The organism is Pseudomonas sp. GW822-FHT04H02, assembly GCF_058800645.1.
Genome location: NZ_JBXAMM010000002.1, coordinates 692,906 through 705,848 on the forward strand (window position 1 = coordinate 692,906; position 12,943 = coordinate 705,848).

The window sequence follows — 12,943 nt, forward strand, 5'->3', positions numbered from 1 at the left end:
CTGGTGGAGTCATTTTCCCGCCCAGGCCCCGTGGATCTGCACCCACTTCGGGCTGGGTTTTGCCAGCGAACCGCTGATGACGGTTTTGAGATTTTCAGGTGGGCGGGATTCCGGATCACGGAACACAGGCCCATACATTCGTAAAACAAAGCCCACGGCACGCCGTGGGCTTTATTGGCAGTCAGTCAGGCCGCGCCTTACTGAGGGGAAACTTCGGTTTTAGGTTTGCCGAAGTGCCACTCGTAGACCACGAACTTGAAGTCTTTCAAGTCGCCCTTGGCGTCGAAGCTCAGGTCGCCGGTAGGGGTTTTGAAGGTGCCGGCGTGGATGGCTTCAGCCACCTTGGCCGCGTCTTCGCTCTTGGCGTTGGTGATGGCGCCGGCGATGACTTCAACTGCGGAGTAGGAAGGGAATACGAAAGGACCGCTCGGGTCTTCTTTCTTGGCCTTGAACGCGTCAGCCAGGGCCACGTTGGCCGGGTCCTGGTCGAAGGATTTAGGCAGGGTGACCAGCAGGCCTTCGGAAGCATCCTTGGCGATCTGCGAAATGGAGTCGTTACCCACGCCTTCCGGGCCCATGAACTTGGCCTTCAGGCCTTTTTCCTGGGATTGGCGCAGGATCAGGCCCAGCTCAGGGTGGTAGCCGCCGTAGTAGACGAAGTCGACGTTGGCCTGCTTGAGCTTGGCGATCAGCGAAGAGAAGTCCTTGTCGCCGGCGTTGATGCCTTCGAATACGGCGACCTTGGTGCCTTTCTTCTCCAGGGTCTGCTTCACGGCGGTGGCGATGCCTTCACCGTACTGCTGCTTGTCGTGGAGCACGGCAACCACTTTGGGTTTCACGTGGTCGGCGATGTAGTTACCGGCGGCAGGGCCCTGGGCGCTGTCCAGGCCAATGGTGCGGAACACCATCTTGTAACCACGGGCGGTGATGTCCGGGCTGGTGGCAGCCGGGGTAATCATGATCACGCCTTCGTCTTCGTAGATGTCGGAAGCAGGTTGAGTGGAGCTGGAGCACAGGTGGCCGACCACGTACTTGACGCCATCGTTGACCACTTTGTTGGCGACTGCCACGGCTTGCTTGGGATCACAGGCATCGTCGTATTCAACGGCTTCGAGCTTCTTGCCGTTGACGCCGCCTTTGGCGTTGATCTGTTCGATGGCCATTTTCGCGCCACTGAACTGCATGTCGCCGTATTGGGCTACAGGGCCGGTCTTGGGGCCGGCGATACCGATCTTGATGGTGTCAGCTGCGAACGAATGGCTGGCAACCCCGGCCAGGACCATAGCGGCAAACAGTTTGGAAATCTGCTTAGTAGCCTTATTCATAGTGCTCCACTCTTACTGTTGTAATTTTTATAGTTCCGGCGGCCTTGGTCGCAGAACCGAATCAGATATTTCGTGAATACCCGTCGGAAAATGCCCCTGGCAACTGTACCGGTACAGTGTAGAGCGCCGGTTGTTCGCTTGAAAAGCTGGCTGCTGGGGGCAAAAACGCGGGGTGTCGCTTAATTGAAAGAAAAAGACAGATTTGCGGCGTGGCTTGCGCCCGGTTCGGCGTCAGTCCCTGGCGCTTCTGAGCTTCTCGATCGGTGTCGCGCTTGCTTCTGGGTTTTTCTGCCAGAGCCCCGACGTTATGATTGCGCCGATTTCATTTCTGGACAGTCCCATGACTCAAGAACCTAGCACCCTCTATGCCAAGCTGCTTGGTGAGACCGCATCTATCAGCTGGAAGGAACTGGAGCCGTTCTTCGCCAAGGGTGCCCTATTGTGGGTCGAGGCCGACCTGGATCTGATCGAGGCGGCCCAGGCCGTGGCCGAGAACCAGGCAGAAAAAGTGGCGGCCTGGCTGGCCGAAGGAAAGGTCGAGAAACTGTCTGCGACGCGGGCATCCGATCTGCTGGAACGTGATCCGACGCTGTGGGCGGTGGTGGTTTCACCCTGGATCCTGATCCAGGAAAGGGCATCGCACTAAGAGCGTGCACCGATAAGGGGCGGGTTTTTGTCGGACAAAAGTGTGTAGCCGAGTAACCGTGAATCCAGTGATGGCACCTTGCCGTAGAGAAAGGCCCCACGGGCTTTTCCCTCAGGGTGACGTTCACGGAAGGGGAACAGTTTCAAGCCCAGCCGACGAGCTGCTTAATTGTTTCGCGATGTGAGCAAATTGACCATTCGCCAGCCAGCCGGCTCCCACAGGACAGCAGGTTTTTCCCTGCCGTGCAGGAGCCGGCTGGCCGGCGAAGCCCTTCTTAATACGCGGTCTTGCCCGTGTGACTGTTGAGCGAGATGACCCGGGTCTTGCCGATACGGTGGCGGTAGATTTCCCGCAGGTACTTGATGGCCTTCTTCACGCAATCCCGGGACAGGCGGATGTCGTTGATCGAGACGAACTTGTCCTTGTCGTTGATCAGCTCGCGGTACTTCTTCTCGTACATCGGCTTGATCGCATACCAGTTGGTGTCGAGGATCTTCGCCGGGTTCTCGAATTCGTTGAGCAGATCGTCGATGCGGTCTTCATCGAACTGGTCACTGACGATGAAATCCAGCACCGAGTTGTCCAGGGTGTCGTCGAAACGGTATGGATTGCGCGCAAAGCAACGCTTGATAAAGGCCACGATCAGGGTCAGGAAGTCGTCCGACAGGCACGGGCTCTTGGCGATCAGGGTGGTCAGCGACAGGTTGGCCGAAGCGCCGATCACCAGCGCGTAGCGCTTGAGGGTGGTGTTGGGGAACAGGCTGTTGAGGTGGGTCTTGAGCCGGTTCAGGTCCATGTAGGACAGCTTGTAGTCCTTGGGCAGGGACACGATCGACACCACCGACGAGCAGTTCTTGAAGAAGTGCAGGTCGTGCAGCGCCGCGGCGTCGTAACCCGAGGCCTTGTACTGCTCCAGGGCCGCGCGATAGCGCTTGGACTCGATCGGCAGCAGGCTGATGCCCTCGATGGCCTGGGTCACCTTGTTGAAGTGCGGCAGGTCGATGGAGCGGAAGAACAGGTCGTCGATGTTCAGGCGCTGCGGCTCTTTCTCGAACACCTTGAACTTGTCGCCGGTGGGCACCGGCTGCTCCGGCACCACGGATTCGGCATAGGCGATCGCCACCGGGCCGGCCAGGCTCATGAACAGGTCGTTGGCATCCAGGCGGATGGTTTCGCCGATGTCGATGCCGGCCCGCCGGAAGTAGTTCTGGTCGTAGTCGGTGGTCACCGCCTGGGCGGTGAGGATGTTGAAGATCTGCTGGGAGATGTACTGGTTGGCGTGCTTCTCCATGGCGTTGACGTCGATGTTCTGGATGTTGCCGTCATCGCTTTCTTCGGCGTAGCGCATGATGTCGTTGGAGATCAGCATCATCGCGTTCCAGGGGCGGATCCGTCCCATGACGCTGGCTTCGCTGCTGTCTTCATTGTCGAAGTTGTAGGAGAAGTCCCACTCTTCCGAAAGGTATTTGCACAGCAGGCGGCCGGCGTTGATGTGCAGCGCCTCGGACATTTCGCTGCGATGGTCCGAAATGTTCGGTAGCACGCAGATGCCACTGGTGAAGATCGGCTCGAAGACGAAGGAGTGCCCGCTCTTGCTGTCGTGCTCGTCCATCGGCTTGGTGTCGAAGGTCTTGTTCATGTACGAGTACTGCTGGGCCAGGCCGAATTCCGAGGCCATGCCCGAGCCGGTACCGCCGCCGGCACTGAAGATCGAGAAGTACAGGCGCGACTGGTTGGCCTTGATCCCGCAGGAGTCGATCAGGTACGAGTGGATCATCTTCCAGTCGGGGCTGGAGAAGCGCTGGGTGTCCTTGTTGAGGATGATCTTGGCCAGGTACTGGCCGAGGATCGGCGCGTTACCGGCGCCACCGGCGTGGACTTCCGAGAGGTCCATGATCTTCATCTTGCTGTAGTCGCGGATGAAGCCGCTTTTCTCGCCCTTGCGCGAGAAACGGATGCGCCCGGCAATGTCCTTGTCCAGGTCGCCGAGCATCACCAGCGGTTCCACCAGGAACACCGGCTTGCTGGCCTTGTTCTGGCCCAGGCGCAGGTTCTGGCGGATCCACTGGCCCGGGCTGTAGCCGCCTTCGTAGGCCTTGTCTTCGTTATTGAATTCGTTGAGGTAGAACTTGCGGGCGTTGTACACCAGCTCGGCCACATCCAGGGCGATGTTGGAGCCGCAGCGGCCCAGGCCGATCAGGCAGACCGAAGGAAATTCCTGGTCGCGACGGTTGTCCGGCTCGCCTTCCAGGTGCGGTGGCCGCGGGAACACCGTGTCGCGCAGACCGTCGAGGTTGTCGAGGATGCGGTCGGTATTGGTTTCGGTGAAATACAGGTACTGCTGAGTCGACAGGGGGCGTGAACTGGACAATGGCTTCGGGTCTGAGGGGCTAGTTGTGGGGGAGGTCAGCGTCATCTCGGAGACTGCGTTGGCAGGTTTGTTTTTAGAAGTCATTGTGCGCCATATGCCTGGTCAGGTTGGCTCGTGGACGAGGTGTCGTCGAACCATCACGGAATGGGACCTCGTCGCTGCGTGGAGCGCGAATTTTGCCCAAGGCGTCAGGGTTTTTTCTGAGCGACGCTCGGGGGAATCCTTTCCTGAATCATGATGAATCGGCCAGTATTCGGTGATCTTTAATCAAATGAGGGCAATATGATGTCAGCGTTACCTTCACTCGGCTTTGCCGGAATCGGCCTGATGGGCTTGCCGATGTGCCGCCGGCTGCTGGCGGCGGGCTATCCGCTGACGGTGTGGAACCGCAACCCGGAAAAATGCGCGCCCCTGGTGGCTGCCGGGGCGCGACAAGTTGCCACGCCGGCGCAGCTGTGTGCCCATGCCGACCTGATGCTGATGTGCCTGGCCAATACCGAGGTGGTGCGCGAGGTGGTGTTTGGCCCCGAGGGTATCGCCCAGGGCGCCCGGGCCGGCCAGCTGCTGCTGGACCTCTCCAGCCTGGAACCCACGGCTACCCGGGAAATGGCCGCCGAACTGGCCGCGAGCCGCGGCGTGGCCTGGGTCGATGCGCCGGTGTCCGGCGGTACCCCGGGCGCCGAGGCCGGCAGCCTGGCCATCATGGTTGGCGGTGAGGCGACGGACGTCGAGCGGGTGCGGCCAGTGCTGCTGACCCTGGGGCAGCGGGTCACGCACATGGGGGCGGTGGGCGCCGGGCAGGTGACCAAGGCCTGCAACCAGATGATCGTCGCCTGCAACGCCCTGGTGATCGCCGAGGTGGTGGCCCTGGCCGAGCGCTCGGGGGTGGATGCGCGGCTGATCGCCGAGGCCCTGGCCGGTGGCTTTGCCGACTCGAAACCTTTGCAGATCCTGGCCCCGCAAATGGCTGAAAGCCGGTTCGAGCCGGTGAAGTGGCATGTGCGCACCCTGCTCAAGGACCTGGATGGAGCGGTGAAGTTTTCCCGCGAACAGGGCTCGGCGACGCCGATCAGCGGATTAGCTGCGCAGTTGATGCGTCTGCATGGTGGGCAGGGCTATCTGGAAAAAGATCCAGCGACCCTGATTCGCCTTTATCGGGACCCGGCGCCCGCGGATTGATCGGCGCGGCGTGGCGCTGGTCGAGCTCCTCCAGCACCCCGCGCAACTCCCGCAGCGGCACCGGATGGCTGAGCAGGTAGCCCTGCAGGTAGTCGCAGCCATGGTGCCGGAGAAACGCTTGCTGTTCCGGGGTTTCGACCCCTTCGGTGACCACCTGCAGGTGCAGGGTGTGGGCCATGATGATGATCGCCTGGACGATCTCCATGTCCTGGGTCGACTTGGGGATGTCCTGGATGAACGAGCGATCGATCTTCAGGGTGTTCAGGGGCAAGCGCTTGAGATAGGCCAGGGATGAGTAGCCGGTGCCGAAGTCGTCGATCGACAGCGACACCCCCAGCCCGCGGATCTGCTTGAGCAGCGCCAGGGTGCTGGCAATATTGCCCATCAGGGCGTTTTCCGTGACTTCCAGCTCCAGCCGCTGCGGCGCCACCTGGGCCTGGCGCAGGGCGCTTTCGATCTCCCCGGCGAGCTCTTCGCGGGTCAGGTTCAGGGCCGAGCAGTTGACCGCGATCTTCAGTTCGCCACCGCCATGGCGCGACAGGTAGGCCAGGTCCGCGCAGGCCTTGCGCAGCACCCAGTTGTCCAGCTCGGCGATCATGCCGTTGGCTTCGGCAATGGAGATGAAGCGATCCGGGGTCAGCAGCCCATGTTGCGGGTGCTGCCAGCGGATCAGGGCTTCGAGCTTGGTGACCCTGCCGCTCTTGAGGTCGTAGATAGGTTGGTAATACAGCAGCAGGCCCTGGTCGTCGCGCAGGGCGTTGCGCAATTCCTCTTCCAGTTGCAGTTCCAGGGTGGCCCGGGTCTTGAGGTGGGAGTTGAAGAAATGCAGGCTGTTGCGCCCGCAATCCTTGGATTGATACAGGGCCAGGTCGGCGTTCTTGAGCAACTCCTCGCAGGTCTTGCCGTCATCGGGGAAGACGCTGATGCCGATGCTGGTGGTCATCACCATGCGCCGCCCTCCCAGTTCGATCGGCTCCTTCATTTTCTGCATGATGCGCTGGGCCATCTGCCGGGCTTCTTCGCGGTCGTACAGATTGATGAGGATGCAGAACTCGTCGCCGCCCAGGCGTGCCACCACGTCTTCATGGCTGCGGGTGGAGCTCTTGATGTGCCCGGCGATGACTTTCAGCAACTCGTCCCCGGCATCGTGGCCGAGGCTGTCATTGATGCGCTTGAAGTGGTCGATGTCGAGGAACATCACCGCCAGCATGCCGCCAAAGGTGGTTTTCTCGATGAGCTTTTCGGCGAACAGCTGGTTGAAGCCGCGGCGGTTGATCAGGTTGGTCAGGGCGTCGTAGTGGGCCACCTGCTGCAGGGAAACCCGGGCCTGGTCCAGTTGCGAAAGCAGGGCATTGACCCGCCGCAGGTCCCGCTCCTTGTGTTGCAGCTTCTTGTCGGCGAGGGCCGCGCTGATGCCGCTGCCGATGATCAAGAGCACGATCGCGCTCAGGGTCAGGCCCAGTTGCAGATGCCCGTCGGATGTGGCGGGGGCGGGCAGGCTGCCGGCGGGCAGCACCAGGGTCATGGCCCAGATGCCGGTGAAGTGCATGAGCACGATGGCAGCGCCCAGCACCAGGCTGCTGGCGTACTTGAGCAACTGGTGGAACATGCCGCTGCCTTCGCGCAGGTGACGGGACAGCAGCAGCGCCGCCAGGCTGCAGGCGATCGCCACCAGCACCGACAGCGCCATCAGTAAGGGGTCGTAGTACAGGCTGGCGCTGCTGCGCATGGCCGCCATGCCGACGTAGTGCATGGCGGCGATGCCCAGGCCGATCCAGATCGAAGCAACGCCATAGCGCCACAGCGGCATGTGCGCGTGGCTCAGGGTGTTCATCGCCAGCCAGGCGGCGACCAGCGCGATCAGGAGCGACAGCAGGGTCAGGGGCAGGTCGTAGTGGATCTGCAGCGGCGCCTCGAACGCCAGCATGGCGATGAAGTGCATGGCCCAGATCCCCCCGGCCAGGCAGCAGGCTCCGACCCAGCGCCACAGGCGCTGGCTGGCCGGTCGTTCGGCATGACTGACACGTTCGGCCATGTCCAGGGTGGCGAAGCTGGCGGCACAGGCTACCAGGTAGGCCAGAAGCACCAGAACCGGGTTGTGGGTGCAATGCAGGACCACTTGCCCGGCCTGTGGAAGCTCGGTAATGAAATGCACGCCCAGCCAGTCCATAGCCTGCCCATCTCTGAGTCATCTGAGGTCGGCGGAGCCGCGCGCCAACGAGTGCTTGGAGTATAGAAGGCACCCGCTGGCTGCAATGGGAGGTGGCACGCTGCTGCTAATGATTTGCTTATGGGCCCTATCGCCAAAGGTGCTAAGCGCTTTCCTCGTACCAGGGCTCGGTGTCCGCCGGTTCCAGGGGGGCCAGGCCGAAGGCGGCGCGGGCGGCGTCGCAGTCGCTGTTGGGCTGGCCGTCGGTCCAGGAAGCCTCGAACTCGCGGCACGGGCTGGAGCGCTGGTCATAGATCGAACAGCTCACACCCTGGCCGACCTCGCCTTCAAGGGCGATGCAGCGCGGGGATTTGCAGTCGGTTCCGAGCATTGCCACCCGGCTGGGGCTGATGCTTTGCACCAGCTCGTCGGGGACAGTCCCGCCGGATGAGGCGCATTCGCCCCAGAAAAAAGACACACGAAAGTATGAACAGCAGGCACCGCAATTCAGACACGGACTGGCTTCGGACATTGGCGTATTCGATGGGGGAGGGGTTGATAAGGGGGGCTGGCAAGGCGGCTATTCTAGGCTTCGCATCGGCCTTGGGAAGGGGGGGCGCAAGGTATTTTTTCGGCCTTGGCCAAGCCCTTGAAAAGACTGGGAAAGGCCCGGGTTGCGGGGCTGTGGCGAAGTTCGGGCGGCTTGTTCCGGGGAGCCGCAAGTGCCATCCCCGCGCCTGCCTGCGATGCCTTGGTATCAGGCTGGCGAATGATTACAGACAGCGTGGGTGCGGCTGACTAGATTGCAGCTTCCAGGCCCGCTCGCGTCTGGCCCAATAACAATAAAAGAGATCGATCCATGGATAATTCGACTCAAGCGGCAAATGCCTGGCGCATTCTGTTCCTGTTGTTTTTGGCAAACCTGTTCAACTTCTTCGATCGCACCATCCCCGCCATCATCATCGAGCCGATCCGCATGGAATGGCACCTGAGCGACTTCCAGCTGGGGATCATCGGCACCGCCTTCACCATTGTCTATGCCATTGCCGGCTTGCCCCTGGGGCGCCTGGCCGACACCGGCTCGCGCAGCAAGCTGATGGGCTGGGGGCTGGCGGTGTGGAGCGGGCTCACCGCGGTCAACGGCATGGTCGGCAGCTTCTGGAGCTTTTTGCTGGTGCGCATGGGCGTGGGGATTGGCGAGGCCAGCTACGCCCCGGCCGCCAACTCGCTGATCGGCGACCTGTTCCCCGCTCACCGCCGGGCCCGGGCCATGGGCATCTTCATGCTCGGCCTGCCTCTGGGGCTGGTGCTGGCGTTCTTCACCATCGGTGCCATGGTCAAGGCCTTCGACAGCTGGCGGGCGCCGTTCTTCATTGCGGCGGTACCAGGGCTGGTGCTGGCGGTGTTCATGTTCTTCATCAAGGAACCCAAGCGCGGCGCGGCGGAAACGGTGAAAGTGGCCCAGGTGCGGATTGACCGGCCCATTCGCCGGGTGCTGGCGATACCGACCTTTCTCTGGCTGACTCTGGCCGGGCTGACGTTCAACTTCGCCACCTATGCCTGCAACTCGTTCCTGGTGCCGATGCTGCAGCGCTACTTCCTCATGCCCTTGCAGGAAGCCGCCATGGCCACCGGGCTGATCGTCGGGGTGACCGGCCTGGTGGGCCTGACCCTGGGCGGCTGGATCGCCGACAAGATTCATCAGCGGGTAGCCAATGGTCGTTTGTTGTTCGCGGCCTGCAGCCTGATCATCTCGACCCTCGCCACCGGATGGGCACTGCATGCCGGGCGGGTGGAGGTCGGGGTGTTCGTCGCGGTATTCAGTGTCGGGTGGCTGTTTGCCTACAACTTCTATACCTGCGTCTATACCGCACTGCAGGATGTGGTCGAACCGCGCTTGCGCGCCACCGCCATGGCCCTGTTCTTCGCCGGCCTGTACCTGTTGGGGGGCGGCCTGGGGCCGGTGGTGGTGGGGGCGCTCTCCGACCACTTCGCCCATTCGGCAATGTATGCCGCAGGCGCAGAGCTGATGACCGAGGAGTTCAAGGCCATCGGTCTGCACGATGCGATGTACCTGATTCCCGTGGCCCTGTTCCTGACCCTGCTGTTTCTGTTCCAGGCAGCGCGCTGTTTTGTCCGTGACGCCCAGCGGATGAAAGAGGGTCTGGCCTGTGGGGATGCCGCTGATGCCCCAGCAGAGGTGAGCCTGCCGGCGATCAACGATGGTGCAGTGAGCCGCTAGGGCGCGTTGCTGCATTGGCAGGCGACAGGCAAAAAAAAGGCCCGCACAGTGCGGGCCTTTTGTTCAGTGCTGACAACCGGGCTATCAGCCCGCCACCAGCACCCGGATCGCTTCCAGGCGCAGGGCGGCTTTTTCCAGCATGGCCAGGCCCTGTTCGCGCTGTTGACGCAGGGCCACCAGCTCGCTGTCACGGACAGTCGGGTTGACCGCCTGCAACGCGGTCAGGCGCGCCAGTTCTTCGTCGGTGTCGGCTGCCAGGCGGCGTTGCGCCTCGGCCACGCGTTCGGCGTGACGCGGTGCGACCTTGGCTTCGCCGGCGTTGATCTTCGGCGCCAATTGATCGCGCTGGGCCTGGATGAACTTGTTGGCGCTGGCCTTGGGCACGCTTTCCAGCTGGTCGTTCAGGGTCTCGAAGGCGACCCGCGCCGACAGGTCGTTGCCATTGGCGTCCAGCAGGCAGCGCAGGGCAGCCGGCGGCAGGTAGCGGCCCAGTTGCAGTGAGCGCGGGGCGACCACTTCACTGACGTACAGCAGCTCCAGCAGCACGGTGCCGGGTTTGAGCGCCTTGTTCTTGATCAGCGCCACGGCGGTGTTGCCCATGGAGCCGGACAGCACCAGGTCCATGCCGCCCTGCACCATGGGGTGTTCCCAGGTGATGAACTGCATGTCCTCGCGAGACAGCGCCTGGTTGCGGTCGTAGGTGATGGTCACGCCTTCGTCGTCGCCCAGGGGGAAGCTGGCGTCGAGCATCTTCTCGCTGGGCTTGAGGATCAGGGCGTTTTCCGAATGGTCCTCGCTGTCGATGCCGAAAGCGTCGAACAGGGTTTCCATGTAGATCGGCAGGGCGAACTGGTCGTCCTGTTCGAGGATCGCTTCCACCAGGGCGTCGCCTTCGCCGGCACCACCGGAGTTCAACTCCAGCAGGCGGTCGCGACCGGTGTGCAGCTCGGCTTCCAGGCGCTCGCGTTCGCCGCGGGCTTCGTCGATCAGCGCTTGCCACTCGCCGTCATCGGCATTTTCCAGCAGCGGCAGCAGGCGTGGGCCGAACTGGTGCTGCAGGGCGTTGCCGGTCGGGCAGGTGTTGAGGAAGGCGTTCAGGGCTTCGTGGTACCACTGGAACAGGCGCTCTTGCGGGCTGGTTTCCAGGTACGGCACGTGCAGTTCGATCACGTGCTTCTGGCCGATCCGGTCGAGACGGCCGATCCGCTGCTCCAGCAGGTCCGGGTGCGACGGCAGGTCGAACAGCACCAGGTGGTGGGCGAACTGGAAGTTGCGGCCTTCACTGCCGATTTCCGAGCAGATCAGCACCTGGGCGCCGAACTCTTCATCGGCGAAGTAGGCGGCGGCACGGTCACGTTCGAGGATGTTCATGCCCTCGTGGAATACCGTGGCCGGGATGCCGGAGCGCACGCGCAGGGCGTCCTCCAGGTCCATGGCGGTTTCTGCGTGGGCGCAGATCACCAGCACCTTGGTGCGCTTGAGCATTTTCAGTTGGTCGATCAGCCACTCGACCCGCGGGTCGAACTTCCACCAGCGTTGTTCGTCATCGCTGACGTCGGGCTGGGCCTGGAAGCTGACTTCCGGGTACAGCTCGGCGTGTTCGCCCAGGGGCAGTTCCAGGTATTCGTCCGGGCATGGCAGCGGGTAGGCGTGCAGCTTGCGCTCGGGGAAACCCTGCACCGCGGCGCGGGTGTTGCGAAACAGCACGCGGCCGGTGCCGTGGCGGTCCAGCAGTTCACGCACCAGGCGTGCGCTGGCTTCGCTGTCGCCGTCGTTGACCGCGGCCAGCAGGGCTTCGCCTTCGTTGCCGAGGAAACCGTGGATGGTCTTGTGCGCCTCGGGAGACAGGCGGCCTTTATCCATCAGTTCCTGCACGGCTTCGGCCACCGGGCGGTAGTTCTCGCTCTCGGCGCGGAAGGCCGCGAGGTCGTGGAAACGGTTCGGGTCCAGCAGGCGCAGGCGGGCGAAGTGGCTGTCCTGGCCCAGTTGTTCCGGGGTTGCGGTCAACAGCAGCACGCCAGGAATGGTCTCTGCCAGCTGTTCCACCAGGGCGTATTCCGGGCTGACCTGGTCTTCGTGCCACACCAGGTGGTGGGCTTCGTCCACCACCATCAGGTCCCAGCCGGCGGCGAACAGCGCGTCCTGGGCCTTCTCGTCGTCCACCAGCCACTCCAGGGCCACCAGGGCCAGCTGGGTGTCTTCGAACGGGTTGCTGGCATCGCTTTCGATAAAGCGTTCTTCATCGAACAGTGCCACTTGCAGGTTGAAGCGCCGGCGCATCTCTACCAGCCACTGGTGCTGGAGGTTTTCCGGTACCAGGATCAGCACCCGGCTGGCGCGACCCGAGAGCAGTTGGCGATGGATCACCAGGCCGGCCTCGATGGTCTTGCCCAGGCCCACTTCGTCCGCCAGCAGGACCCGCGGCGCGATGCGGTCGGCGACTTCACGGGCAATGTGCAACTGGTGGGCGATGGGTTGGGCGCGCACGCCACCCAGGCCCCAGAGCGAGGACTGCAGCTGGCGGCTGGTGTGTTCCAGGGTGTGGTAGCGCAGGGAGAACCAGGCCAGCGGGTCGATCTGCCCGGCGAACAGACGGTCGCTGGCCAGACGGAACTGGATGAAGTTCGAGAGTTGGGTTTCCGGCAGGGTGACGGCTTCGTTCTGCCCGTTGAGGCCGTGGTAGACCAGCAGGCCGTCGACATCATCGACTTCCTGTACGGTCATTTTCCAGCCTTCGAAGTGGGTGATGCTGTCACCCGGAGAGAACCTCACGCGAGTGAGGGGCGCATTCCGTAGCGCATACTGGCGGGTGTCGCCAGTGGCCGGATAGAGCACGGTCAGCAAGCGACCGTCCTGTGCCAGAACGGTGCCTAAACCCAGCTCGGCTTCGCTGTCACTAATCCAGCGTTGCCCCGGTTGATACTGCTGCGCCATGCTGCCTGACTCCCGCTTTGAAAAAGCCGACTATCTTAACGGAACGACGCTTCCAGTCCAAAGAACTCTGATCAATCCCCTGGATTAAAAGGTAGCG

8 protein-coding genes are annotated in these 12,943 nt (G+C 62.6%); 3 read left to right on the forward strand and 5 right to left on the reverse strand.

What is annotated here, in order from left to right:
• Positions 1-197: 197 nt before the first annotated feature.
• Positions 198-1,325, reverse strand: a complete 1,128-nt coding sequence (locus tag AC1RMG_RS09985) for a branched-chain amino acid ABC transporter substrate-binding protein (protein WP_011059642.1) — start codon at positions 1,323-1,325, stop codon at positions 198-200.
• Between the two features lie 340 nt (positions 1,326-1,665).
• On the opposite strand from AC1RMG_RS09985, the gene AC1RMG_RS09990 reads away from it, so the two are divergent.
• The gene (locus AC1RMG_RS09990; protein WP_493169121.1) at positions 1,666-1,971 is read left to right on the forward strand and encodes a DUF2288 domain-containing protein; all 306 of its coding nucleotides are present in this window, start codon (positions 1,666-1,668) and stop codon (positions 1,969-1,971) included.
• Positions 1,972-2,245: 274 nt separating this feature from the next.
• Here AC1RMG_RS09990 and AC1RMG_RS09995 read toward each other — a convergent pair whose 3' ends face one another.
• Positions 2,246-4,426, reverse strand: a complete 2,181-nt coding sequence (locus tag AC1RMG_RS09995; RefSeq protein WP_011059644.1) for a hypothetical protein — start codon at positions 4,424-4,426, stop codon at positions 2,246-2,248.
• 198 nt (positions 4,427-4,624) lie between these two features.
• Here AC1RMG_RS09995 and AC1RMG_RS10000 point away from each other — a divergent pair, with 198 nt between their 5' ends.
• On the forward strand, positions 4,625-5,521 hold the full coding sequence (locus AC1RMG_RS10000) for an NAD(P)-dependent oxidoreductase (RefSeq protein WP_401018632.1): 897 nt from the start codon (positions 4,625-4,627) through the stop codon (positions 5,519-5,521).
• On the opposite strand, the gene AC1RMG_RS10005 is transcribed toward AC1RMG_RS10000, so the two are convergent.
• Both AC1RMG_RS10005 and AC1RMG_RS10010 read right to left on the reverse strand, forming a co-directional pair.
• Positions 5,412-7,691: a putative bifunctional diguanylate cyclase/phosphodiesterase gene (locus tag AC1RMG_RS10005; RefSeq protein ID WP_493169123.1), complete on the reverse strand. Its 2,280-nt coding sequence runs from the start codon at positions 7,689-7,691 to the stop codon at positions 5,412-5,414. The two genes, AC1RMG_RS10000 and AC1RMG_RS10005, sit on opposite strands and share 110 nt — an antisense overlap.
• 142 nt (positions 7,692-7,833) lie before the next feature.
• Positions 7,834-8,202, reverse strand: coding sequence for a YkgJ family cysteine cluster protein (locus AC1RMG_RS10010; protein WP_015634416.1), 369 nt, complete (start codon positions 8,200-8,202; stop codon positions 7,834-7,836).
• 327 nt (positions 8,203-8,529) lie between these two features.
• Between AC1RMG_RS10010 and AC1RMG_RS10015 the strand changes: the two genes are divergently transcribed.
• A complete protein-coding gene (locus tag AC1RMG_RS10015; RefSeq protein WP_011059648.1) occupies positions 8,530-9,912 on the forward strand; it encodes a spinster family MFS transporter in 1,383 nt (460 codons plus the stop codon).
• Between the two features lie 84 nt (positions 9,913-9,996).
• On the opposite strand, the gene rapA is transcribed toward AC1RMG_RS10015, so the two are convergent.
• On the reverse strand, positions 9,997-12,846 hold the full coding sequence (gene rapA, locus AC1RMG_RS10020) for an RNA polymerase-associated protein RapA (protein ID WP_015634418.1): 2,850 nt from the start codon (positions 12,844-12,846) through the stop codon (positions 9,997-9,999).
• Positions 12,847-12,943 lie beyond the last annotated feature (97 nt).

Coding starts and splice junctions, on each gene's coding strand:
- AC1RMG_RS09985 (WP_011059642.1), bottom strand. CDS start 1,325: ATGAATAAGGCTACTAAGCAGATTTCCAAACTGTTTGCCGCTATGGTC.
- AC1RMG_RS09990 (WP_493169121.1), top strand. CDS start 1,666: ATGACTCAAGAACCTAGCACCCTCTATGCCAAGCTGCTTGGTGAGACC.
- AC1RMG_RS09995 (WP_011059644.1), bottom strand. CDS start 4,426: ATGACTTCTAAAAACAAACCTGCCAACGCAGTCTCCGAGATGACGCTG.
- AC1RMG_RS10000 (WP_401018632.1), top strand. CDS start 4,625: ATGATGTCAGCGTTACCTTCACTCGGCTTTGCCGGAATCGGCCTGATG.
- AC1RMG_RS10005 (WP_493169123.1), bottom strand. CDS start 7,691: ATGGACTGGCTGGGCGTGCATTTCATTACCGAGCTTCCACAGGCCGGG.
- AC1RMG_RS10010 (WP_015634416.1), bottom strand. CDS start 8,202: ATGTCCGAAGCCAGTCCGTGTCTGAATTGCGGTGCCTGCTGTTCATAC.
- AC1RMG_RS10015 (WP_011059648.1), top strand. CDS start 8,530: ATGGATAATTCGACTCAAGCGGCAAATGCCTGGCGCATTCTGTTCCTG.
- rapA (WP_015634418.1), bottom strand. CDS start 12,846: ATGGCGCAGCAGTATCAACCGGGGCAACGCTGGATTAGTGACAGCGAA.